Source organism: Acinetobacter sp. SwsAc2, assembly GCF_013391465.1.
Classification (GTDB): domain Bacteria; phylum Pseudomonadota; class Gammaproteobacteria; order Pseudomonadales; family Moraxellaceae; genus Acinetobacter; species Acinetobacter johnsonii.
The window spans coordinates 48,431-73,040 of sequence record NZ_JACBEZ010000016.1; the positions used below are offsets into that span (position 1 = coordinate 48,431).

The 24,610-nt window shown below is 41.7% G+C and carries 19 protein-coding genes; 9 read left to right on the forward strand and 10 right to left on the reverse strand.

Features of this window, described 5'->3' with window-relative positions:
• Positions 1–244 precede the first annotated feature (244 nt).
• The 4 genes from HYI04_RS08985 to HYI04_RS09000 all read left to right on the forward strand — a co-directional run bounded on the left by HYI04_RS08985 (position 245) and on the right by HYI04_RS09000 (position 7,007).
• Positions 245–883 carry a hypothetical protein gene (locus HYI04_RS08985; RefSeq protein ID WP_087010454.1) on the forward strand — a complete coding sequence of 213 codons (639 nt, stop codon included), beginning with the start codon at positions 245–247 and terminating at the stop codon, positions 881–883.
• Between the two features lie 57 nt (positions 884–940).
• Positions 941–2,068 carry an efflux RND transporter periplasmic adaptor subunit gene (locus HYI04_RS08990; protein ID WP_178896082.1) on the forward strand — a complete coding sequence of 376 codons (1,128 nt, stop codon included), beginning with the start codon at positions 941–943 and terminating at the stop codon, positions 2,066–2,068.
• Between the two features lie 20 nt (positions 2,069–2,088).
• The gene (locus HYI04_RS08995) at positions 2,089–5,193 is read left to right on the forward strand and encodes an efflux RND transporter permease subunit (protein ID WP_178896083.1); all 3,105 of its coding nucleotides are present in this window, start codon (positions 2,089–2,091) and stop codon (positions 5,191–5,193) included.
• Positions 5,194–5,288: 95 nt separating this feature from the next.
• Entirely contained in the window at positions 5,289–7,007 is a 1,719-nt protein-coding gene (locus HYI04_RS09000) for a proline--tRNA ligase (protein ID WP_178896084.1), read from the forward strand.
• Between the two features lie 58 nt (positions 7,008–7,065).
• Here the strand turns inward: HYI04_RS09000 and HYI04_RS09005 are convergent, their stop codons facing one another.
• From HYI04_RS09005 to HYI04_RS09030, 6 genes are all read right to left on the reverse strand, one after another.
• Positions 7,066–8,418, reverse strand: coding sequence for a hypothetical protein (locus HYI04_RS09005; RefSeq protein ID WP_078425394.1), 1,353 nt, complete (start codon positions 8,416–8,418; stop codon positions 7,066–7,068).
• A gap of 24 nt (positions 8,419–8,442) precedes the next feature.
• Entirely contained in the window at positions 8,443–10,728 is a 2,286-nt protein-coding gene (locus HYI04_RS09010; protein ID WP_178896085.1) for a DUF6160 family protein, read from the reverse strand.
• Between the two features lie 26 nt (positions 10,729–10,754).
• Complete coding sequence (locus tag HYI04_RS09015; RefSeq protein WP_148826493.1) at positions 10,755–11,438, reverse strand: hypothetical protein; 684 nt, start codon at positions 11,436–11,438, stop codon at positions 10,755–10,757.
• Between the two features lie 9 nt (positions 11,439–11,447).
• Positions 11,448–12,890 (reverse strand): hypothetical protein, encoded by a 1,443-nt coding sequence (locus HYI04_RS09020; RefSeq protein WP_159153534.1) that lies wholly within the window; start codon positions 12,888–12,890, stop codon positions 11,448–11,450.
• A gap of 237 nt (positions 12,891–13,127) precedes the next feature.
• Complete coding sequence (dcd, locus tag HYI04_RS09025) at positions 13,128–13,697, reverse strand: dCTP deaminase (protein WP_004694514.1); 570 nt, start codon at positions 13,695–13,697, stop codon at positions 13,128–13,130.
• Between the two features lie 114 nt (positions 13,698–13,811).
• Positions 13,812–14,405 (reverse strand): LysE family translocator, encoded by a 594-nt coding sequence (locus tag HYI04_RS09030; protein ID WP_087010438.1) that lies wholly within the window; start codon positions 14,403–14,405, stop codon positions 13,812–13,814.
• A gap of 360 nt (positions 14,406–14,765) precedes the next feature.
• Between HYI04_RS09030 and HYI04_RS09035 the strand changes: the two genes are divergently transcribed.
• The 3 genes from HYI04_RS09035 to HYI04_RS09045 are packed head-to-tail and all read left to right on the forward strand — an operon-like array spanning position 14,766 to position 18,255.
• Positions 14,766–15,776, forward strand: coding sequence for a TAXI family TRAP transporter solute-binding subunit (locus tag HYI04_RS09035; protein WP_160362156.1), 1,011 nt, complete (start codon positions 14,766–14,768; stop codon positions 15,774–15,776).
• Positions 15,773–16,246, forward strand: coding sequence for a DUF1850 domain-containing protein (locus tag HYI04_RS09040; protein ID WP_159153535.1), 474 nt, complete (start codon positions 15,773–15,775; stop codon positions 16,244–16,246). The genes HYI04_RS09035 and HYI04_RS09040 overlap by 4 nt, the downstream gene beginning before the upstream one ends.
• Positions 16,243–18,255 carry a TRAP transporter permease gene (locus HYI04_RS09045; RefSeq protein WP_159153536.1) on the forward strand — a complete coding sequence of 671 codons (2,013 nt, stop codon included), beginning with the start codon at positions 16,243–16,245 and terminating at the stop codon, positions 18,253–18,255. Before HYI04_RS09040 ends, HYI04_RS09045 begins: the two co-directional genes overlap by 4 nt.
• 51 nt (positions 18,256–18,306) lie before the next feature.
• Here the strand turns inward: HYI04_RS09045 and apbC are convergent, their stop codons facing one another.
• Entirely contained in the window at positions 18,307–19,584 is a 1,278-nt protein-coding gene (gene apbC, locus HYI04_RS09050) for an iron-sulfur cluster carrier protein ApbC (protein WP_159153537.1), read from the reverse strand.
• A 316-nt stretch (positions 19,585–19,900) separates the two neighbouring features.
• Between apbC and HYI04_RS09055 the strand changes: the two genes are divergently transcribed.
• Complete coding sequence (locus HYI04_RS09055) at positions 19,901–20,230, forward strand: hypothetical protein (RefSeq protein ID WP_004694526.1); 330 nt, start codon at positions 19,901–19,903, stop codon at positions 20,228–20,230.
• 43 nt (positions 20,231–20,273) lie between these two features.
• Here the strand turns inward: HYI04_RS09055 and HYI04_RS09060 are convergent, their stop codons facing one another.
• From HYI04_RS09060 to HYI04_RS09070, 3 genes are all read right to left on the reverse strand, one after another.
• Positions 20,274–20,738 (reverse strand): hypothetical protein, encoded by a 465-nt coding sequence (locus tag HYI04_RS09060; protein ID WP_159153538.1) that lies wholly within the window; start codon positions 20,736–20,738, stop codon positions 20,274–20,276.
• Positions 20,739–20,887: 149 nt separating this feature from the next.
• Positions 20,888–21,688, reverse strand: coding sequence for a hypothetical protein (locus tag HYI04_RS09065; RefSeq protein WP_178896086.1), 801 nt, complete (start codon positions 21,686–21,688; stop codon positions 20,888–20,890).
• An 85-nt stretch (positions 21,689–21,773) separates the two neighbouring features.
• Positions 21,774–22,079 carry an HNH endonuclease gene (locus HYI04_RS09070; protein ID WP_159153540.1) on the reverse strand — a complete coding sequence of 102 codons (306 nt, stop codon included), beginning with the start codon at positions 22,077–22,079 and terminating at the stop codon, positions 21,774–21,776.
• Positions 22,080–22,299: 220 nt separating this feature from the next.
• On the opposite strand from HYI04_RS09070, the gene metG reads away from it, so the two are divergent.
• The gene (gene metG, locus HYI04_RS09075; protein ID WP_159153541.1) at positions 22,300–24,360 is read left to right on the forward strand and encodes a methionine--tRNA ligase; all 2,061 of its coding nucleotides are present in this window, start codon (positions 22,300–22,302) and stop codon (positions 24,358–24,360) included.
• The last annotated feature ends 250 nt before the right edge of the window (positions 24,361–24,610 follow it).

The window sequence follows — 24,610 nt, forward strand, 5'->3', positions numbered from 1 at the left end:
AAACAGATTCGTAGACGCTTTACAAGTTACGTACACTTTTAACATATATTTACTTATATTTTCAACGAACAGTTTCCGCATAAAACCACACTTCATCTTCTTTTTAAGAACGGCTTCACACTTTCCTATACCCGTCGATTTTTTTTTGACTGATTATATTTTTTATTCCTAAATTTAGGACTAATATAGCACTATTTATTGCTTGTAAATAAGTAATTTAGTCAACTTTAAACTGGGGGTATCGATGCTTAGGGAGTTTAATCACAAACTTGCTTTGATCGTGAAAAAAAGGATGACTGCGAAAGTCATTTTGCTGGCTTTGCTAAGTTTGCAGACCATCTCAATTATGGCCGATCCACCTAAAGCGGTCTGGTATCGATATTACGACAGTAAAGGCATCGCAAACGTCAGTAGCAGTGTCACCCCCAACCATATTCGTTATGGTTATGAAGCACTCGATAGCAACATGCAAGTGATTCAACGAGCACGTCCATACAACGCAGAAAAAGATGCGCAATATGCGCCACAACGGGCAGCAGCAGCCAAGCAACGCGAGTCAGATCTTAAATTAAAACGCGCTTATACCAACAGCCAAGTCGCTACTCAAAAACGCAATACTGCCCTATCTTATATCTTAAAACAGATTAAGTTTCAGCAAGATGAATTAAAACAATTACAGAATGACCGTATTGGATTCTTACGCCAAGAAAAAGAGAACATGCGTAAAGGCAAAAGCAATCCGAAACCGCTCCAAGATATGATTGATTATAATTCCAAAAATATTGTGATGAAAAAAGAGCAAATACAATCGTTACAAAGTCACTATCGTAATACCAAGGCTGAATACGACAGAATTATTGCTCGTTTAAAAACACTTGAATAATCTGCGTCTTATTTACAGTGTGCTGACTTTCGCCGCTAGACCAAAGGATTTGACTCAATGCAGGCTGCACCATGTATAAAAACTAAATTAAGCCGCCAAGTGCTCCCTATTTTTAAACTCAGTCCGCTGTGTTTGTGCTTACTCCTCTCTGCCTGCCAAAAACAAGACGAGGCCACATCTCCGACTTCATCTACAGCTAAAATCGAGCTGATCGCAGAAGACTTGGTTCAGTTTCAAGAAGGGCCTTCTATCCAACGTACCGCCTTTACTGGTACCATTCGAGCCGTCAATCAAAGTTCCATTCAGGCTCAAGTGACAGCGACAGCCACCGCTGTCTCCGTTCAAGTTGGACAAGCCGTTCAGAAAGGGCAAGTGCTGGTTCGATTGAACAATCAAGATAATGCTGCGCGCCTTGCCCAAGCTCAAGCCAATCTTGCATCAACCCAAGCCCAAGCCAATCTTGCAAAAAGCATGGTTCAAAGAAAAAAGCGTTTACTCGACCAGGGCTTTATTTCTAAAGTGGAATATGAACAAAGCCTTGTAGACTATCAAGCTCAATTAGAAAATGTTCATGCGCAACAAGCCAATGTCGATATAGCCAAAAAGGCGGATCGCGATGGCACTATTTTAAGCCCGATTTCAGGGTTTATTACTCGACGTCAGGTGGAACCTGGACAAACAGTATCCGCAGGACAAACCCTATTTGAAATCATTGACCCGAGTCATTTAGAAATACAGGCCAAAATTCCAAGTGATCTACAAGCCGCTTTAAGTTTGGGAGAAAAAATTGAATATCGGCTGCAAGGCAATCCCCAAAAACTGACAGCCAAGCTTACTCGTATTTCCCCGATTGCAGACCCCTTAAGCCGTCAAATTGAGTTCTTTGCTCAGCCAATTGAAAGTATTAATTCATTGAGTATTGGGACCTTTGTAGAGGGAGATATACTTGGTTCACAGTCCATCTCAGGGCAAATTATCCCACTGGATACCATTCAAAATATACAAAATTCGCCTTATGTTTGGGTGATTCGCCACAATAAAATTGAACGTATTCACATAAAAGTATTGGAACAACGCTATAGCAACAACAGTGCTGTGGTTCAGGGACTACAAACTGGCGACCGCATCAGTCGTATAAAGTTTAATGAAAAAGATTTGCATCAAATGGTGACAATCAATCCATAAAATAAGAAAAGGTTGTTGCTATGTGGTTAACCCGTATTAGTGTGAAATATCCTGTTTTTACCATCATGATGATGTTTTGTCTGATGGTTTTAGGCTTAGCCTCTTGGCAAAGAATGGGAGTTGAGGAGTTTCCTGATGTCGATTTCCCCTTCGTCGTGGTTTATACCACCTATCCAGGAGCATCCCCTGAAACAGTTGAATCTGAAATTAGCAAGAAAATGGAAGACCAAATCAATACCATATCAGGTTTAAAACAGGTCATTTCTCAGTCTAGCGAAGGCTTATCGACCATTATTGCTGAGTTTGATCTCGATGTTTCTTCTGCTATAGCCGCGCAAGATGTCCGCGATAAAATTGCACCAGTCACCGCTGAGTTTCGAGACGAAATTCAAGACCCGATTGTTGAACGTTACGACCCTTCTGCCAATGCCGTGATGTCAATTGTATTTGAATCACAAAACATGTCTCTGAAAGAGCTCAGTTCTTATTTGGATCAGCTCATCGTTCCGCAGTTTAGAACCGTTTCTGGTGTTGGGACCGTCAACTTATTGGGTGATGCCAAGCGACAAATTCGCATACAGATTGAACCCCACAAACTACAAAGTTTTGGGATTGGTATTGATCAGATCATCAACACGCTAAAAGCTGAAAATGTCGAGGTTCCGGGTGGAACGTTGAAACATGGTAACAGTGAACTCGTGGTCGAGATAAAGTCTAAAGTGATTCATCCTTTAGCCTTCGGCGATTTGGTGATTGCCAATAAAAATGGTGTACCGATTTATTTGCGCCAAGTTGCAAGCATTTCAGACAGTCAAGCCGAACTTGAGTCAAGTGCTTATTTAGACGGTAAAACCGCAGTTGCGATTGATATTTTACGCAGTTCCGATTCAAATGTGATTGACGTGGTCGATGGTGCTTATGAGACCTTAGCAGATATTCAAAAACAGTTACCTGAAGGCACCACAGCAAAAGTCGTGGTAGATTCATCCAAAGGCATTCGTAACAGCATCACCGATGTTGCACGTACGATTATTGAAGGTGCAGCTCTTGCCGTTTTGATTGTCCTGCTGTTTTTAGGTTCATTCCGTTCCACCGCCATTACAGGCATGACCCTGCCGATTGCCCTCCTTGGCACTCTGACGTTTATTTGGATCTTTGGCTTTAGCATCAATATGATGACCTTACTGGCACTATCACTCAGTATTGGTCTACTGATTGATGATGCGATTGTGGTACGTGAAAATATTGTGCGACATGCAGACATGGGCAAAGACCCTGTCACAGCAGCCCTTGATGGGACTAAAGAAATTGGACTCGCTGTTTTAGCCACCACCTTAACCATTGTTGCGGTGTTCTTACCTGTGGCATTTATGGGCGGTATTATCGGTCGCTTTTTCTATCAGTTTGGCGTAACCGTCAGTACTGCTGTGCTGATCTCCATGTTTGTCAGCTTTACTTTAGATCCAATGCTATCTGCACATTGGGCTGAACAGCAAAATCCACATAAGCCACCCAATCGAGTCAAACGTTTCTTTAATTGGATTTCTGGCAAACTAGATAATCTCAGCCATGGCTATGAGAAATTACTCAAGCTTGCTCTACGCTTCCGACTCATCACCCTCATGGTTGCTGTGGCTTCGCTATTCGGTGCATTAGGCTTATCTAAAATGATTGGAACAGAGTTTGTCCCTGTTCCAGATAAAGGTGAGATCCGGATTAAGTTTGAAACACCTGTCGATGCATCTTTGGAATATTCACAAGCCAAACTGCTGCAAGTCGATAAAATTATTCAGCAGCACCCTGACGTTCGAGCAACCTATGCCGTGATTAATGGTGTTACGGATCGTGGTAAAAACCATGTCAGTATTCGCGTAACCGTTACACCACGCACAGAACGCAAGAAAAGCTTAACCGACTTAAACAATGAGTTCCGTCAACGCCTACAACAAGTGGGTGGCATTACCGTGACCTCAATTGCCTCCGCAGATGAAACGGTATCGGGCGGACAAAAGCCAGTGATGATTTCCATCAAAGGTCCAGACTTAGCCGAATTGCAAAAAATTTCAGACCGCTTTATGGCAGAAATTGCGCAAGTCAAAGGCATTGTCGACTTAGAAACCTCACTTAAAGCCCCTAAACCGACTTTAGGCGTGCATATTAATCGGGTCTTAGCCAGCGATTTGGGCCTATCGGTCAACCAAATTGCCAATGTCATTCGCCCACTGATTGCAGGGGATGATGTCACCACATGGCAAGATGACAAAGGCGAAACCTATGACGTTAACCTGCGCTTAACTGAAAATGCGCGTAGCTTACCTAGTGATGTACAAAACCTTTACCTCACATCGCAAAAAACGGATGCCAATGGTCAAGCTTTATTGATTCCCCTTTCTAGCGTTGCGCATTTAGAGCAAAGTCTGGGGGCATCACAGATTAATCGTCGCGATCTAGCACGGGAGGTCTTAGTCGAGGCCAACACCGCAGGTCGTCCTGCAGGTGATATTGGTGCAGATATTAAAAAAATTGAAGACAACTTTGACCTTCCTGTAGGTTATAGCTTTGACACACAAGGTTCAAACAAAGACATGGCTGAATCCGCAGGCTATGCCATGACCGCTATCACCTTATCGATTGTGTTTATTTATATTGTGCTAGGTTCTCAGTTTAATAGTTTTATTCACCCTGCGGCGATTATGGTTTCCCTTCCGTTATCGCTGATAGGGGTATTTTTAGCGCTCTTCTTATTTAACTCCACTATGAACTTGTTTTCTATTATCGGTATTATCATGTTGATGGGGCTGGTGACCAAGAATGCAATTCTATTGATCGATTTCATTAAAAAAGCCATGGATCACGGCGTTGATCGTTATCAAGCGATTATTGATGCAGGTAAAACACGTCTACGCCCTATTTTGATGACTACTAGTGCTATGGTGATGGGCATGGTGCCTCTGGCTTTAGGACTAGGTGAAGGGGGAGAACAAAGCGCACCGATGGCATATGCAGTGATCGGCGGTGTCATTACATCGACACTACTAACCTTGGTAGTGGTTCCTGTGATCTTCACCTATTTAGATGACTTTAAGAACTTTATGCTGCGTCAAGTACGTAAAATCATGTCATAATAATCAACATTTTTCTGAGGTGGTGTCGACATGCCTCCTCATTTTTTATCGTATAATCTTTGACTTTCAAAGTTTAAAATTTTAGGACAGTTTCCATGCGCGCGAGTCGCTTTTTATTTGCAACGTTAAGAGAAACCCCAAATGACGCAGAAGTGATTTCACATCAACTAATGCTACGTGCTGGGATGATTCGTAAATTGGCTTCAGGTTTATATACTTGGCTGCCGATGGGCGTTCGCGTATTAAATAAAGTTGCAGCGATCGTTCATGAGGAAATGAACAATGCGGGTTCACTAGAAGTCCTGATGCCCGTAACTCAGCCAGCGTCTTTATGGGAAGAATCTGGTCGATATGTCCAATACGGCCCTGAATTGCTTCGTTTTAAAGACCGCCATGGCAACCCTTTCGTGCTTGGTCCTACCCACGAAGAAGTCATTACCGATCTTGCGCGCAATGAACTCAAAAGCTATAAACAATTGCCTGCAAACTTCTATCAAGTACAAACCAAATTCCGTGACGAAATTCGTCCACGTTTTGGTGTAATGCGTTCACGTGAATTTATCATGAAAGATGCTTATTCTTTCCACGCAAACCAAGAATCACTGCAAGAAACCTATGACATCATGTACGACGCGTACTGCAAAATCTTTACCCGTTTAGGTTTAGATTTCCGTCCAGTACAAGCCGATACAGGTTCAATTGGTGGTTCAGGCTCACATGAATTCCACGTGTTAGCATCAAGTGGTGAAGATGATATCGCCTTCTCGACTGAATCTGACTATGCGGCAAACGTTGAAATGGCTGAAGCCGTTTTAGTCGGTGAACGTGCGGCTCCAACCAAAGCTTTAGAAGTTGTCGATACACCAAATCAAAAAACCATTGCAGACGTCTCTAACTTCTTAAAATCTGATCCTGCACACTCTGTCAAAGCCTTGTTAGTACAAGGTATTGCAGCCGAAGAAGGCCAAGCAACACCAGTAGTGGCATTGTTCTTACGTGGCGATCATGAGCTGAATGAAATTAAAGCGGAGAAGCATCCACACATTGCATCACCATTGACTTTCGCAACAGAAGAACAACTTGCTGCACTTGGTTTAACCGCTGGTTTCTGCGGACCACAAGGCTTAGTTGAAAAAGGCTTAACAGTCATTGTTGACCGTTCAGCCTCTATCCTATCTGACTTTGTTGCGGGTGCAAATGAGGTTGATAAACACGTGACTGGTCTCAACTGGGAACGTGATGCACAGTTCACCGAAGTTTATGACTTACGTAATGTGGTTGAGGGTGATCCGTCTCCAGACGGTAAAGGTACGCTGCAAATTAAACGTGGTATCGAAGTGGGGCATATTTTCCAACTCGGTCAAAAGTACTCAGAAGCTTTGGGTTGTAAAGTACTTGGTGAAGATGGCAAACCATTTACGGTAACCATGGGTTGTTACGGTATTGGTGTAACACGTGTAGTTGCCTCTGCAATTGAGCAAAACTTTGACGAAAAAGGGATTATTTGGCCTATGGCAATTGCACCGTTTGAAGTTGCCATTGTGCCGATGAATGCACATAAGTCTCCACTTACTTTGGAAGCAGCTGAAGCACTGTACGCTGAACTCACGGAAGCAGGTTATGATGTATTACTGGATGATCGTAACGAACGTCCAGGCGTGAAATTCTCAGACCTTGAGCTTACAGGGATTCCTCACCGTATTGTGATTGGTGAGAAAGGCTTAGATGCTGGTACTTTTGAATATAAAGGCCGTCGTGATGCTGAATCTGTAAATATTTCTAAAGACGAGTTGTTGGCGAAAATTGCAAAATAATTCATTTTAGAATGAAAAATCCCGTGTATATCGCGGGATTTTTTATTAGATCATATATCTAACAGAACTTTAAACCACCGTAGCAGTTTGATCTAAAGTTTTGCCCTTGTAAGCTTAAATTGGTCAGTGGAAAATCCAAAGTCGTCGTATTCATTGGAACATTCCCAACAACTAAGGCAGAACCACCGACACATCCTGTTAAAAGATTACCGCAATTTCGAGGATTGTCCGTTAGATCTTTATTAATACCCGCAATGGTTTGTTTTAATACTTCATTGGTAATTGCCACTTTGGTCGTTGGGCTTAAGCTACCCAGTTCGACTTCATCTTCCATTGCCAGCCACCAACCTTTATTCGCACCAACCGCAGCACCCGTCCATAAAATATCTTGGGACTGCAAGGATAATGATGCAGGGTTGTTTAAATACAGTGCATGAATTAAGCCTAAACTTTGATTGACTGTAATATCTGTTTTAAGCCCAGTAATATTGCCGGACACTTGTTTATCTAAGTTTAAGAAACCGAGTACTTTAGCTGTTAATTGTCCACTAAAATCAATTTGCCCAACAGTACCCGTCCCTTTTAAAGTTACATCCTTCATTCGAGTCCCCGACACAACTGTCGAATTAATCGTAAAAGGAGCAGAAGTAGAAGATAAACTTAAATTATAAGTATCAGATGAGTAGGAAATATCGTGACAAGGGTCTAAGAAACCACCTACGCAAGTTGTACCAGAACTACTTCCGAATAAACGACCTGAAACTGCCCCATTAATAGTTAAGCCTGTATCCGCATAAGTCATGTTACGAGCTGCTGTTACTGCTGTGCCAGATGCCGTCTTGGTTTTCATATAACCACTAAAGGTATTAATTCCATTGGGTATCGCATTATTATTTGCATCAACATCATTATTAGTGCCCAAAGTCATCAAACCTTTAATCTTTTCAGCACTCACACGAAAGCCTAACACCTCACGTGTTGCAGCTGAAGTCGGATTTTTAATCGCAAACTGAATAAATGGATTTGTGATTAATGCCGAAGTTGCTGCACGTTGATCAGAAGTGTAGTTTGGATCATCAGGTAGTCCACTTAGACCAATATGATCGATATCAATATCACAACTGTTCGCTCGAATTGAATTATTGTCGCCACCACATCCCAATTGAAGCTTCTTAATATTGGCATTCAGCTCCAATTCTGCACTTAGGGCCAACTTATAAAAACCAATGTTTGATTGATTATATGTTTTCCCTTGTGCATCGGTTGTATTCGTCCCCTGCTGAAACTCTAGATTCATCAAAGATTGACCTTCAACTTCTGACAACTCCTCATCATTTAAAGCGGTCATCGCATAACTTTGACTCAAGCCTAATGTTGCTGTGATTAGAATTGAAATTAAAGACTTATTCATTTTATTTATTCCTTGTCATTCTTTTTAACGCGGTGTAATCCCTAATGTGCTACGCATAGCCCCACCCGTAATAGCAATATCGGCAACCTTCTGCATGGTACCTGTTGGAGACAATGCGACCTCCGTCCTAAAGGCTGCTCCTTGTCCACCTGCTAATGCCTTAAAGTTAAATTGCACTTGATTATCTATGACCACTGAGTCCTTTTGCATATGAATTTTGCCATTCAAACCTAAGTGACCTTGCATTTTGTTCAAGTTAAAACTTGAGGTTTTTGTTGTTGTTCCATTGCTATCGGTATTACTGAGGCTAATAAAACTGCCTTTTTTACTTTCATTACTCAGGTCTGTACTACTCAACGTATTAAACTCAAAATTGGATTTAAATGACAGATAATTGCTTTGCGGTGTTCCGCCTACAGCCTCAAGTCCTGGAATAATAAAGAGTTCACCTTTACCATCCAACATAAAAGCAATCGATGCGAGAACATCATCTTTTTTGGCAAAGTTATTAATCGGTACGACTTCTTTGGCACAACTATTTACCCCTGCTGGACAGTTATACAGTGCACCCGGAAGCTGCCCGATTGCGATTTCCGCATTGGCAGCAAACAATAAGCTATCGGCTTTGATATAGATTTCATTTTCATTAAAACCAATCACACCATTGGCTTTAAAATATGAATCAATATTACGTAAGCCTGTATAGTAGTTAACTTCTTCGCCATGCTTACTCATCGCACCATCAATGACGATAATAGACGTTGTTTTCGGGTTGCCTTGACTATCTTCACCGTAACCATCAGTTGATACTGCGATGTCATAACCCAACCCATCCTTCACTGTTCCAGCGGTATTGGTATATTTCTTGGCAAAAAATGCTGCATTGGCATTTAGGTTATAAATTGGAATACCTAAGCCCCATGTCCCTTCGTTAGTATTGTTTACCGCAATAGAATTATCTGAAATAAAGCGAGCTTTACGTGCAATGGCTTGAAAATCGAGTCCACGTACAGCAATAAAAGCCATATTTGAAGCATTGCCCGTTGGTGATGGGTTATAAATCAACTCATAGTTTTGCGCACCCAATATCGTCTTAATTTGGTCATTGACTACAAAACCCATTGAGTTGGTGCGAATGTTATTGATATAAATCTGGCCAAAATCAATATAGGCATTTTGACTGTTTATTGCTGAATTGGGGTCAGTAGAAGTACGTACATTGAGCGGTGATAAATTTGAAAACTCGATGGCGTAACTGCCTGTACCAGTGTGCCCTAATTCAAACGTTGTTGGTGTGCTAGCACCAAGCAAACTATTCCCTGCACGGGTAAAGTCAGCCGATACATTTAAATGTAAGCCGCCCGCATTCTTAAAACCATAACCTGCAGAGGCAACCACCTCATTTTCTTGAACATTACCGTTAACACGGTTGACCGTATTAAACTTAGCAACACCAGTCTGGTCAGCATTTAACGCGATCTTGCCATTGGTTAATGCACCCGATGCCCCTATCCGAATTAAGTTCCGGTGAGTCGAGTTTGCTGAGCCATAACGTAAATCGACGTTTAACCCCGGATTTGTGGCATTGCCTACACGGCTGTCATGTACATCAGTTTTATCTTCCACTCGACCTAAAACAACAATATTATCGCCAACACTGCCCTTTGAAGTGAGAACCACACCTTCCGTTTCATCGATATAAAGATATCCATCAGCAGATAAATTGAAATTGAAATCTTTTAGGGTTAAATCTTGATTATTCTGTCCATAACTAATACTAGCATTCTGCAATTTAAAATCTAAATGCACCTTTGAGTCGCGGTTAAACAGCCCATTCGTCGTTGCCAAGTACACTTCAAAAGGTGAAATAGTCGAAAGCTTAAAACTTCCTAAATTTTGATCCGTTTCACCCGTTGCACAATTTGGTGAACACATCAGCATGATTTGGGCAGCCGTTGCGGTAAATGGTGACACACTGGCAGAGAGCTGAATGCCAACCCCTTGCGTACCATTGGCTAATTGTGTTGTTCCCACATCAAAATCGAGTTTGGTTTTAATGTTGTTATAACCAGTCGCCGTTTTCACTTCAATATTATGTAAACCCAGTTTAATCGGTGTTTTTCCGACTTCCGCTGGATCGATCCAATTCAATTGCTTAATGTCAACTTTTGAAGCTTCATGGGTAATTGAAATACCATCTTGACCCGTCACATCACTTAAAATCTGATCATTCAAAGCTTGTAATGCATAACTTTGATTCGCTGCACAGATACACAGTGTCAGAAGGTTTAGTTTTATTATTTTATGCATCTCAATATCCTTTTGAAACTATGGGTCTAACAGCGGCTACCCGCAGTGCCCGAGCAGTTATAGCTAAATATTTTTAGATTTCCATCCAGATGTAAGTTTCCGTGAACATTTAAGCCCATAAAACCTTGTTCCTGACCTTTATCAAAAGTGGGTACAGTTTTACTCGTACCATAACTGTTATACGTTGAGGTATTGAAATATCCATTTTCACCACTTTCTACTGAAAGGCTGGCAAAACCTAAGTTACGAATTTTAAGGGGTTTATCATCGAAAAACTTTAACAGCATCGCAGTTTGTGGCTTACCTTCTTTATTCAGAATTGTGGTACCTTCCAGCGAAAATTTATCAATTTGCATGGTGCCTTGGAACTGCTTAAACACCAGCCATTTTCGTTGCCCATTTTCCTTATGATTATTTGGGGAAATAGCGATACGACACAGTTCTAATAAAGCGCAATCTTGATTTGCACGCATTTGATAATAGGCTTCAGTGACAATAGCTCGCCCATTTGCATCTACACCATTGATCCTAGAGATCGTATTTAAACTCATATCATTGGCATATTGGTGGTTGATCGACAAGGTTAAGCTCAAATCTGCACCGCCCTGTCCAGTCACACCGACCAGTTCCTTATTATCCAAGTCTACCAAACCCGCTTGAGACAACATGGATACAGACATCAACATGGTTACACATAATTTTTTCATCATGTCAGTATCCTATAGCCCTGTGGTCTTAATTTTTAAGTGTTGGATCAATACACCATCTATAGCAACCGAACCCAAATTCACAGGAACTGCTGTTCCAGTCCCGCGGAATACCACACCAGTAGATTGTGTCGCCGTATTGGCTTTGAGCGTATTGGTGGTCGGATCCCGTGTCACGCTACCAATCGAAATACTGCTATGTGTTGCGTTATTTCCTTGGTATTGAATCGCAGTACTCCCTGCCCCAGTTTGAACAAAATTCGAACCACAATAGGCCACATTACAGGTTGATCCTTTATAATCTGCATTGTTTCCACCTTGTACATCTGGGTAGTAGGTATAAATCTGCTTATAAATTTCAGGCACGTTCGGAATACGCGTGACTTCAAGAATAATATTGCGTCCTTCCGAACCTACAACAAAAGGCTGATACATATTGCCCAAGACCAAGTTAATATTTGGGCTATATAAATAAAGCCCCTCGCTCGCATCAAAAATTGGAGCCAATGAACGATCTAATGCAGGTGTGACTGCCGTACCGTCGTTGGTCGCAGCTGTGCTCAGTCGAAAAACTTTAGCATTCAATAGCGCTTTATTTGCGTCATCGTTGGTATAGACCAATCCAGATGGATCATCATTGGTATTGATCCGAAGTAAGGCTGCCATCCCAAAGGTTTTATTTTGCTGGTCTAAGGTAGATGCTTGAGTTTGAAACATACGCACCTGTGAGCCATTTAAACTCAATCCATTTGCAACCGCCTGTAAACGTATTCTTTGATTTAAACTTAAATCAGGATCCGCAGCCGCATTGGTTGTTGTCGGTGCACCTGTAATAGGATCCACTTTATTTTGGGAGTTCCAACTTCGTGAAAAAGCATCCCACCATAAACCTAATTTAATATTATTATCTGCGTCACTGGCTAGAACGGTCGCTAAAGGGGCTTCCAGCCCTAGAAAACTCACATCTGAACTTGCATTCGATTGATGAAACTGTTTAATCCCCGTGGCTGTGCCAGCACGAAATAACCAAGGGTTAACATCGCTTCCCCATGTAAAGCCCTGATTGCTGAAACGACTATTGGCATTATTATCAGACCGTGAAAGTGCTAAACCATAAATAAAGATGTCCGCTTTGGTTCGTTTCGTGGTCAGATCATCGGCATTGGTATATTTGGAGTAGTTCTCACCCACAGGAATAATACGAATAAAGCCCGTGTCGTATTGTTGTGGATTGGCCACGCCACGGTTATAACTAGAAGCCGTGGAAAGATCATTAGCCCCTTGAAACACCATCTTGAAGTTTTCAGGAAGTAACGCAATGCCTTCACCCGTAGTATCCGCTAGAAATTCATCGGAAAGTGACTCAAGGGCAAATGTAGGCTGCGCAAGCATGAGTCCGACAAGACTAGCTAAACAGGATTTTTTCAATCCTGTGGGATATATACGATTCGTCATCTCGACCATCCTTATTATTCGATGCTCCGCATCTTTATGTACTGCATCCTTTGCTTGGCATTCTACTCTGCGCACTATAATTTTTATTTGCGTCAACCAAAGCACTCTAATTCACAATTGATTATGCTGAAACTCAGCACAAATGCAAAACCAACTGTCCGATAATATTTATTTTCCGATGAATGAATTGACATAAAAAAAGCGGATCAATGATCCGCTTTTTTAAATATCAATAACTTAGGTCTTCGGCAAAGTCACACCTGTTTGACCTTGGTACTTACCACCACGGTCTTTATACGATGTTTCACACACTTCGTCAGATTCGAAGAACAACATTTGTGCAACACCCTCACCTGCATAAATACGTGCAGGAAGATTGGTTGTGTTCGAGAACTCTAAAGTAACATGACCTTCCCACTCAGGCTCAAGTGGTGTGACGTTTACGATAATACCGCAACGTGCATAGGTCGATTTACCCAAACACACAGTCAACACATTACGTGGAATACGGAAATACTCAACGGTACGTGCTAAAGCAAATGAGTTTGGTGGAATAATACAAACATCAGCTTCAATGTCGATAAAACTTTTATCATCAAAGTTTTTTGGATCTACAATTGCCGAGTGAACATTGGTAAAAACTTTAAACTCACGTGCACAACGAACATCATAACCATAGCTCGACACACCATAAGAAATGAGTTTTTGACCATTTTCATCTAAACGAACTTGGTTTTCTGCATACGGTTCGATCATGCCGTGTTTTTCGCTCATTTCGCGAATCCAACGATCGGACTTAATAGCCATTTATTCTTTCCAAAAAAGCTTAATTTCAATAATTGCGTTGTACTTTAACTGAAATCGCTTTCAATGAAAATAAGCGCGTTTAAGTTCTCAAAATTTCTGTCTTTAATTACTAAATTAAAAACTTAAAATCGCAGAATAGCTCAGTGGAATCGAAAAACTCATCAAAACCAGCGACGCTGTTTTTTGCAGGTTGGATTGGTTCAGCCAACGAATTTTATTGCTCGCTAAAATTGACCCAATAAAAGTCCAAAAGAAAGCTATCGGAACAATCAACACCAAAAACAGCGACATATGTGACAAGTAATAATCCAATTTTGTCCACGCAATAGTCGGGAAAATGGCAGAAGCAAATAACAATGCTTTAGGGTTCAATAATGTTGCCAAAAACAGTTCACGCGCCCGAATAGTCGGTTGATTAAAACTCACCTCGACATCGGCTGTACGCCATAATTTGATGGCCAAATAAATGATATAGCTCGCACTGAACAGTTTTAAAATGGTCGGCAATAAAGGCAAGTGCACAGACACTTTTCCAATGAGGAAGCCCCATGCCGTGATTGAAATGAGATAACCAAAAGCTTCTGCAGGAATAAGACGCAAAGATTTACGAATACCGACTTGAATGCCCGAAGAGGCAAGTAAGGTATTGGTTGGTCCTGGAGTTAAAAGAATGGTTATCACTAAACCAATAAAAAACCAAGTGACCATATTCACAGACCCACATATATATAGCTATAAGCGTAATGACTTGCCTTGATGAAAGCAATCAAATTTAGTGAACCGTGATAACAGTTTTTTTAATTTTCATTCAATACTTAACATAAATAACGTATAAGCCCCTTACCCAATCTAGCATTCATAAAAATGACGCCACATGCTTTATTCTTTTTTCAAATCAATGATTTTATAAATCAAATAGACATGCCTAATGAAAAAAAACTATTCAAATGATTTTTAATCAGTTACTTTTAAAACATGCGTATTTTTATTCATCAATCTGATCACGCTAAGTCAAGGATAAAAGAGCCAAGTGAATGGCTTTGAAGATAATAAAACGAGGAAAAGTATATGAAAAAATGGACTCAACTCACGCTACTTTCAATTGCACTTGCGGGTCTAGGAGCATGCTCAAGTGACAATAAAACTACGACTTCAGGCGATGCTCAAACTGAAACCAGTGCACAAGCATCCGACAAACTCCAAAGTAAATTTGTCAACATAGCAACAGGCGGCGCATCTGGGCCGTATAACGTGATTGGCACCAGTTTGGCTGAAATTTATAATAAAACCTACGGTGTAAATTCAAAAACCCAAACCACAGGCGCATCGGTAGAAAATCTTAACTTACTCAAACAGAAAAAAGTCGAAATGGCTTTTGTCATGAGTGACAGCTTAACTGAAGCACTGAATGGCACAGGTAGTTTTGCCAGTGGGAAAATTGATAATGTCCAACAAGTGACGGCACTCTATCCCAACTATGTACAAATTGTGGCATCAAAAAAATCAGGCATTAAAAAGCTTGAAGACTTAAAAGGTAAACGCATTGCCGTCGGCGCACAAAACTCAGGGGTTGAAGTTAATGCTCGCACCCTCTTAAATGGTTTTGGTATTACTTACAATGACGTGAAGGTCGATTATCTAGGCTATGCAGAAGCCGCGGATGCTTTAAAGGGTGGAAAAATTGACGCTGCATTCTTAACCAGTGGTATCCCCAACTCATCCTTGATGGAACTGCAACAAGGTTTCGATTTACAACTGGTCGGGATCGATCCTGAGAAAGTGAAACAAATCGCCAAAAACCAAACCTATTTCCTATCTCTAAATATTCCAAAAGGCACTTATGGCAATGCAGAAGATATTCCAACTGCAGCTATTATGAATGCTCTAGTGGTACGTTCCGATCTTTCTGAAGATGATGTTTATAAACTGACCAAAACCTTCTTTGATAGTTTAGGACAGTTGGCCAACTCACATCAGGCAGCGACAGAAATTAATCTGGAAACGGCTCAAAAAGGCGTGGTTGCTCCGCTACACCCTGGGGCTAAGCGTTATTACGACGAACTCGCAGCGAAAAAATGAGGCTGAAAAAAAGTGCAGTGTTTACTGCACTTTTTCTACTCGGTTTATGCGGACTGCTGTTCTTACCCGTTCGCTATAGCGAAGTGACTGTTGCTCACATGCAGTGCCGAATTTCAACAGCACAATTTAGTTTGCAGTGGAAACATTCAGTCGAAAAAACTCGTTGGATTGAAAACTATCAACGAGAGCAACAGCACTTTATATTGCGCTACACCGACCTGATTTCTTTCGGTGCAGGTACACCGAATGACTATCCCATCATCTTTCAAAAAGACGGTATAGTCAGAATGAAAGTTAATCGGCGCATTGATCAAATCAACTGGATCATTTCCAAGAATATGCAAGGCAGTATCATCATTCATCAGAGCGTCTGGCCTATTTTTCAACAATATCCAGATTACACCTTGGTGCAAATTACAGCACAACAACAGCCCTTGTGGAAAGCATGGCAGATCGGAGAATGCCGATGACTCAAAATGAAGACAAAGTTGCCCCTGAACAATTAGATGAGCAACAACAACAAGCCATTTTAGAAAAATTTGATCGTGAGTCAGTGACTCGTACCCCAAGCAACAAATCTGTGGCATGGTTTATAGCGGCGATTGCTATTTTCTATTCCTTATTTCATTTATTTATTACCTTTAATCCACTCCCCGAACTGATTCAACGTTCCGCCCATGTCGCTATTGGTTTGGTTTTAATCTTTCTACTTTATCCTGCGCGTCAGTCCAGTTCACGACAAAGCATCCCTTGGTTGGATTGGTTACTTGCCCTAGCCTCTTTAGCAACCTTTTTATACCTTTGGAAAGAATATCAAGCCATTATGACCACGCGTGGGGGTATTCCAAACACTTTAGATATTGTTTTTGCCATTTTAGCCGTGGTGGTGGTGGTTGAAGGCGCTCGGCGGGTTATGGGATGGATGCTGCCTATTTTAGGTTTAGCTTTTCTGTCTTACCCGTTTTTTAGCCACTATGACTGGGTCCCAGATCGTTTATTGACGCGTTCATATAGTATTAGTGATATTTTCGGGCAAATGTATTTAAAAACCGAAGGGCTTTATTCTTCCGCTATTGGCGCTTCAGTCACTTTTATTTTTCTGTTTATTTTGTTTGGTGCTTTTCTGGCGAAATCAGGCATGGGCAAATTGTTTAATGATCTTGCGATGGCACTTGCGGGACATAAACAAGGTGGCCCTGCAAAAGTTGCCGTCATTTCCAGTGGATTTATGGGCAGTATTAATGGCACAGCGGTGGCCAATGTCGTGGGGACCGGTTCATTCACCATTCCCCTGATGAAAAAAATTGGTTACCACAAAAATTTTGCAGGTGCCGTTGAAGCCAGTGCCTCTGTAGGTGGACAAATTTTACCCCCAGTGATGGGAGCCAGTGCCTTCATTATGGCTGAAACCACGGGTGTCAGTTATGGCACCATTGCCCTTGCAGCCACGCTTCCGGCTTTACTCTACTATTTAGGTGTGATGGCGCAAGTCCATTTCCGTGCTGGTAAAGACAATTTAAAAGGCGTACCGAAAGCGGATTTGCCACGGGTTAAAGATGTCCTAAAAGAGCGAGGGCACTTGCTTATTCCAATCGTGGCTTTGGTGTTTTTCCTCTTTCAATCCATCCCTGTCAGTTATGCCGCGGTCTACACCATTGTGTTAACTGTGATTGTGGCGAGTTTCCGCAAATCGACCCGTATGGGCTTCAAAGAAATATTAGAAGCGTTCGCTGATGGTGCAAAACAATCCCTTTCGGTCATGGCAGCCTGTGCTGTGGTGGGGATTATTATTGGTGTGGTGAGCCTGACCAGCTTTGGCTCTGTCATGACCTCCTCGATTATGAGCATCGGTGCAGGCAGCCTATTTCTAACGCTATTCTTTACCATGATTGCATCGATGATTTTAGGTATGGGGCTTCCGTCGATTCCAGCCTATATCATTACCGCGACAATGGCTGCACCGGCTTTGGCAAACTTTGATATTCCCACACTGGTGGCGCATATGTTTGTGTTCTACTTTGGTCTGTTTGCCAATATTACCCCCCCTGTCGCCTTAGCCGCCTTTGCAGGTGCGGGAATCGCAGGGGGCGACCCAATGCGCACAGGCTTCCAAGCCTTGAAACTTTCTTTGGCTGGTTTCATTGTCCCGTTCTTGTTTGTCTATAACCCTGCCATGCTGATGATTGATACGGCCAATGTCGCAGTCAACGCACGTGAGTTTGCTTTTCCTGCTTGGACGACTATTGTGAGTATTGTATTTACCTCAGTGGTTGGGATTTTGGCACTGGGTGCAGCAGTTGAAGGTTACTTTAAAGTTGGTTTGAATTGGTTCTGGCGGATTTTCTTAGGTGCAGGTGCTTTATGTATGATTATCCCTGAAACCGTGACTGATATTATCGGGATTGTGATGGTGGTGATCGCCATCAGCATTAATATTATGCAAGCCAAAAAACAAAATCAGTCCTATTCACTCTCCTAAAAAAGCAAAAAGAAGCCCAACTCAACAGGTTGGGCTTTTTTTATGGCTGATTTAGAAAATACGAGTCTGATCTTTTTCAGCCTGAGGCAGTGCGGCTGCAATTTTTTCAGCAATCTGCATATAGCTGTCTGCTGCACTGTCTTCCACTAAAACAGAAGGCTTGCCCGCATCCGCATTTTCACGGATTTGTACATTTAAAGGCAAACGTCCCAACAGCGGAATAGCATATTGCTCCGACAGTTGATCTCCACCGCCCGTACCAAAAATTTGCTCTTCAAATCCACAATTTGAGCAAATATGGGTCGACATATTTTCCACAACACCCATAACTGGAATATGTACGCGGTTAAATAACTCAATGCCTTTGGTCGCATCCATAAGTGCCACGTTTTGCGGTGTGGTTACAATCACTGCACCTGTCACAGGAATACGCTGCGCAAGCGTCAACTGAATATCACCTGTACCCGGTGGCATATCAATCATCAAGACATCTAAGTCAGGCCATAAGGTTTGATTGAACAGTTGCATCAACGCACCTGTCGCTTTCGGCCCACGCCAAGCCACAGGAGTATTATGATCACCTGTTAAATGCCCAATCGATAACACTGCCAAACCATAGGCATCTAAGGGTACAAAATTTTCCGCTTCAATCATCGGCGTTTTGCCCGCATTGCCCAACATGGTCGGAATACTTGGACCATAAATGTCCGCATCTAAGACCCCAACTTTTAAGCCGAGCTTTTGCAAAGCAAGTGCAAGGTTTACTGTGGTGGTGGATTTGCCCACGCCGCCCTTGCCCGAGGACACCAAAATCACATTTTGAATACGCGGATGCTTCGGCACATCACGTTGTTGTGGCGCTGCTTTTTGGATGGGGGGATTGTTTGGATCAGTTTCAACGGGTTGTGCTGCAGCTTGGGGGGCTGAGCCTGAAGCATCAATCACTGGGGGTAAATTGCTTTTCGGTGCAGCCTCTTTTGCTTGGCTTGAACAGCTCTCACCTTCAGCATGTTGATGTCCACAGCCACCGGACTTTTCTTTATGTCCCGTTTTTTGTTGAATCACATGCATGTTTAATTCTTTGATACCGCATGCTTCAAGCGCAACCGCCAAATCATCATGAATCTTTTGTAAATCATCGGCTTCGGCAGGAAAAGTATTGATGGTAATTTGCAGAATATTGCCCTGCACATTCACTTGAGTAATGCGGTCTTTCAACGCATGGTTTGAATTGGGCAAGATATAGTTTTGCAGTACTGTTTGGATTTCTTCTTCCTTTACCTCCTGCGCAGGAGAAAAAACTGATTTAAGAGAAGAAAGCCACGACATATATGTACTCCAAATTCGAGTATTCAGCTGAATGCTATAGTTTAACCACAAAACGAACTTAGGTTAAGTTCAGTATTTATGGATTATGCCATGAAATTTAGTATTCCTAGCTTTTTAGTTGGTTTTATACGCTGAATATCAAAGGACAAAGCTTAGCTGTTTAAGCTAACTGAAAAAATAAAATCGGTGAATTGCATCAAATTTGAACGTAAAGAATTGTAAGTACAATCCAATCTCCCCATTTAAGGTGATGTTATTGCATAGCAAAATATCTATATTCTATTGTTCTATCTTGACGCGATTTGGGGAGAAAATAATGAAACTTTGGGCCGTGGTTGTTTTGGCTTGCACCATATCTAGCTTTAGTTTTGCAGACACGTCAACCAATTCATTTAAAACCCCTGCGGGTCAAACGGTGACTATCGGTGATCAAGTTCAAGACATGCAGAAAAAAATCGATTTATCGCCAATTTCTATGTCCTCTACCCCAATCAGCAGTGCACCGAATAGCCCACTTGAGACGGTATATGTATATGAAATTGCAAACTATCGTTACACCATCCGCACCGTGAACAATCAAATTCAGAGCATCATGTGGTTTAACTTGGACGCAGACCCTGCACTCAGTACACAGTCTACGCCATAGTATTAGCGAACATTTAAGGCCGACATTCGCCATCTCGGACGGATTAAGCTTGGTCGTCTTTTTTAAACTTTTGCAGTGTTTCTGTGGCTTTCTTTTTCAACTCGTCAAACTTTTCAGTGGCTTGCACCTTAAATTCTTCCAGTTTAATTTCAGCCTCATGCTTTAACTCTGTGGCTTTAAGTTTTGCCTCATCCAGTTTATGCCCTGCTTCAACTTTAAAATGATCCAATTTTTCCTGCGCGACTTGTTTCGCATGCTCGGCTTTGGCTTGTGCAGACTCCAACTTTTGCTCAAAAGCTGCATCATCTTCGGCTTTACTTTCTGCTGCTTTTTGCTTTAAGTCAGTCAGCTGCTTTTCAGCATCTAGCTTGGCTTCAGTGGCCTGATGTTTGACATCTTCCAGTACTTTCTCGCCTTCGAGTTTTGCCGCTTGCGCTTTCAACTTCAAGTCTTCAGCCAACTCAGTCGCTTTGGTTTTTAAATCATCGAGTTTATTGTCATTCGTCATGTCACAGCCCTCTTTCGTATTTAAAATTTTGCTTAACTCAGAGTTATACCTTGCTTTTTAAGTGCTGACGTCATTTGCATCATTTGGAAACAATAGCTGTACAGGATGCAGCAATTTAAACACCATCCTGTACCACTCAACGGAAGAGACTAACGCTTTAAAGTACTGATAAAGCTCATAACTGCAAACAGCCAAATAAATAGAATGAAACTGCGTGCTTGAGTAAAATGGGTCACGTCTGCACCGTGTACCATATTATGACGGCTGGCCGTAACACTTGAACTCGCATCCATTTTCAATGCTTCAAGGCTCAGAAAATACGGATTGATTTCACTGGCAATTTTAACTTTATGCCATAGGCTTTTTACTTCATGGCCTTTCAAACCCGGCACGATTTTATAGACATCAACAAACTTGGTCTGATTTTGCTGTAAATACCCATGTTCAATCAGCACATCCGTCAAAATTCCTTCAATTTGACCATAAAGAACCGTAATACAACCTGCATAACACTGCTGTTGATATAGTTTTAACGTTTCTTCAATCACGCTGCAGCGTTGGGCTTGGAATGCCCCCAAGTCCATCGCGTCGTAAGCGTCAAGCAAAGTCGTTTGGAAATAGTCCGTTTGAATTAAATCGGGCAATTGAAACTCAGCAATATTCGCCTCTTTTTCATTGGCCATTTGCCAGAAAAACAACAGATTGAGCACGTCATTGGCCATTGGTTCATAACTTTCATACTCAAGCTGATCGGCCATGACTGCAAAGTACGGATCTTCAGACTCTAGCTGACGGAGCGACTCGACCAATTGTGCATGTGGTCGACTGCCCATTGAAGCAAGGTATTGTTCAGCTTGTTGTAAAAGTCGATTGCCCAGTAGTTTAGTCGCTTGTGGATTTTGCGGAATTCGGGTCACGGGTTGGTCGAAATCAAAATCATCATCGATCATGGACGGTATACTCTAAATAGGCTGAATGTACTGAATAACACTATTATATAGCAGTGCTTAAAATTGAAGGCAGATTACTTCATCATTAGCTTTTAAGGTTTAGTGCTATTTTAATAACATCAGCAATAGTTTCGGAATTAATACCTCTCTTTCGAGCATGTTCAGAATAAAACCAACTGATTAATTCTTTATTGCCTTTGGAAGCATTACAACCAACACAACATAAGGCAATATTCTCTAATGTTTTAATATTGATATCATTAATGATGTGCTCCCATGATTTCTTTTTAGCTCTTTCAGTGCCAAATTCACAGCCACAATAAACACAACACTGATCACGTTCTAAAACTAGTTCTTCAATATTTTTGGGTATTCCCCATGAGTTAGACAAAATGATGTACACCTTCTTTTTTAAGATATTAAAAGCGATATTTTCGATCTTTGCACTATTGGCTCATGAATATTTGGCAATAGATCCATCTTCGGGCCGATCAATTCATATGGGCTTTAGTCTCATTTGAAAACTTTTCACCGATTCACTTGTGCAAGTCGCGGCTATCTAAGGTAAAATCGTTGACCTTATATAAAATACGAATGAGAGAGTCATATCCGTGCGTAATATTTTAGTCACTAACGCCCTACCATACGCCAATGGCCCCATCCATATGGGACACTTACTCGGTTATATCCAAGCAGATATTTGGGTTCGTGCCATGCGTGCAATGGGACACGATGTGACTTATGTATGTGCGGATGATGCTCACGGTACAGCCATCATGCTACGTGCCGAAGCCAATGGTATTTCACCTGAAGATCAAATTGCCAACGTACAAAAAGAACACATCCGTGATTTTGATGGTTTCGGTGTGCATTTCGACCATTATGATTCAACCCATAGTGATGAAAACCGTGTTCGCGCATCTGAAATTTATGTGAAAAACCGTGAAGCAGGCAATATTGCCATCCGTCCTGTCAACCAGCTTTTTGACCCTGAAAAAGGCATGTTCTTATCGGATCGTTTCATTAAAGGCACGTGCCCGAAATGTAAGTCGGAAGATCAATACGGCGATGCGTGTGAAGTCTGCGGTACAACCTACAATGCGACTGAACTTTTAAACCCGAAATCGACTTTAAGTGGTGCAACGCCTGTTGAGAAATCGTCAGATCATTACTTCTTTAAACTGCCGAATTTCTCAGAATATTTACAAAAATGGACGCGTGACCAAGGTCGCCTACCAGTTTCAATTGCTAACAAACTGGATGAATGGTTTGAAGCGGGTTTATCTGATTGGGATATTTCACGTGATGCACCGTATTTCGGTTTTGAAATTCCAGATGCACCAAACAAATATTTCTATGTTTGGGTGGATGCGCCGATTGGTTATATGTCTAGTTTTGAAAACTATATCAAAGCTAAACGTCCTGATTTAAGTTTTGATGACTTTTGGAAGAAAGACTCTGACAAAGAAGTCTATCACTTCATTGGTAAAGACATCGTTTACTTCCATGCCCTGTTCTGGCCTGCAATGCTTGAAGGTGCAAACTACCGTACGCCATCAGGTTTATTCGTCAACGGTTTCTTGACGGTGAATGGTCAGAAGATGTCGAAGTCTCGCGGTACATTCATCAAGGCTGAAACGTATTTAGAGCACTTAAACCCTGAATACTTACGTTACTACTTCGCGTCTAAACTGTCTGATAAAGTTGAAGACTCTGATCTGAACTTGGATGATTTCGTTCAGAAAGTAAACTCTGACTTAGTTGGTAAAGTGGTCAACATTGCCAGCCGTTGTGCAAAATTCATCAACACCAAGTTTGAAAATAAATTATCAGCAACTTGTGCAGAGCCTGAATTGGTACAAAGCTTTATTGATGCAGGCGATTCAATTGCGAAAGCCTATGAAGCACGTGAGTTCTCTGCTGCGATTCGTGAAATCATGGCACTTGCAGATAAAGCCAACCAATATATTGATGAGAAAAAACCTTGGGCTTTAGCGAAAGTTGAAGGCGAAGAACAACAAGTACATGATGTATGTTCGGTGGGAATTAACCTGTTCCGTCAACTTGCCGTTTACTTAGCACCTGTACTTCCAACCTTAGCGGCTCAAGTACAAGAGTTCTTAAAACTAGACCGCTTTGACTTTGCTTCTGCTCAAACAGCATTGGTCGATCATGAAATTGCATTGTTCCAACCTTTAATGCAACGTGTAGACCCGAAAGCAGTTGCGGCAATGGTCGATGCATCTAAAGACTCTTTAGCGGCTGCGGCTGAACCTGTAAAAGTTGAGAAAAAGAAAGAGAAAAAAACTGCACCTGCGAAAGTTGAACTTAAAGTAGGTGAAGCAGAGATCATTGGCATTGAAGACTTTATGAAAGTTGACCTACGTGTCGCTGAAGTTTTAGAAGCGGCAACGGTTGAAGGTTCGGACAAACTTCTTCAACTAACTTTAAATGTCGGCGAAGCTGAACCGCGTAATGTATTCAGTGGTATTCGTGAGTTCTATCAACCAGAAGACCTCAAAGGTAAATTGGTGGTGATGGTCGCTAACCTTGCACCGCGTAAAATGCGTTTTGGTATTTCAAACGGTATGGTTTTAGCTGCAGGTAATGGCGAAGGTGTTTGGGTGATTTCACCTGAATCTGGCGCTAAGCCGGGTGATAAAGTGTCTTAAGGTTTGGATCTTAGATGAAAAAAGCCTCTACGTTGTAGGGGCTTTTTTTATTTTATAAGGATATCGTTCCTTTCACATTTAGAATAGGCATTAAAACGCCATCGAGCTCATTAGTCATGTCACCGGCTTTGTTGCACAAACCTATCTCTAAAGGCTTATTCCACAATATAATTCTCAAATGAATAAGCCCACACCTAAAATCTATCGTACAACCAATTGGTCTTCTTATAACAGTGCATTAATAAATCGA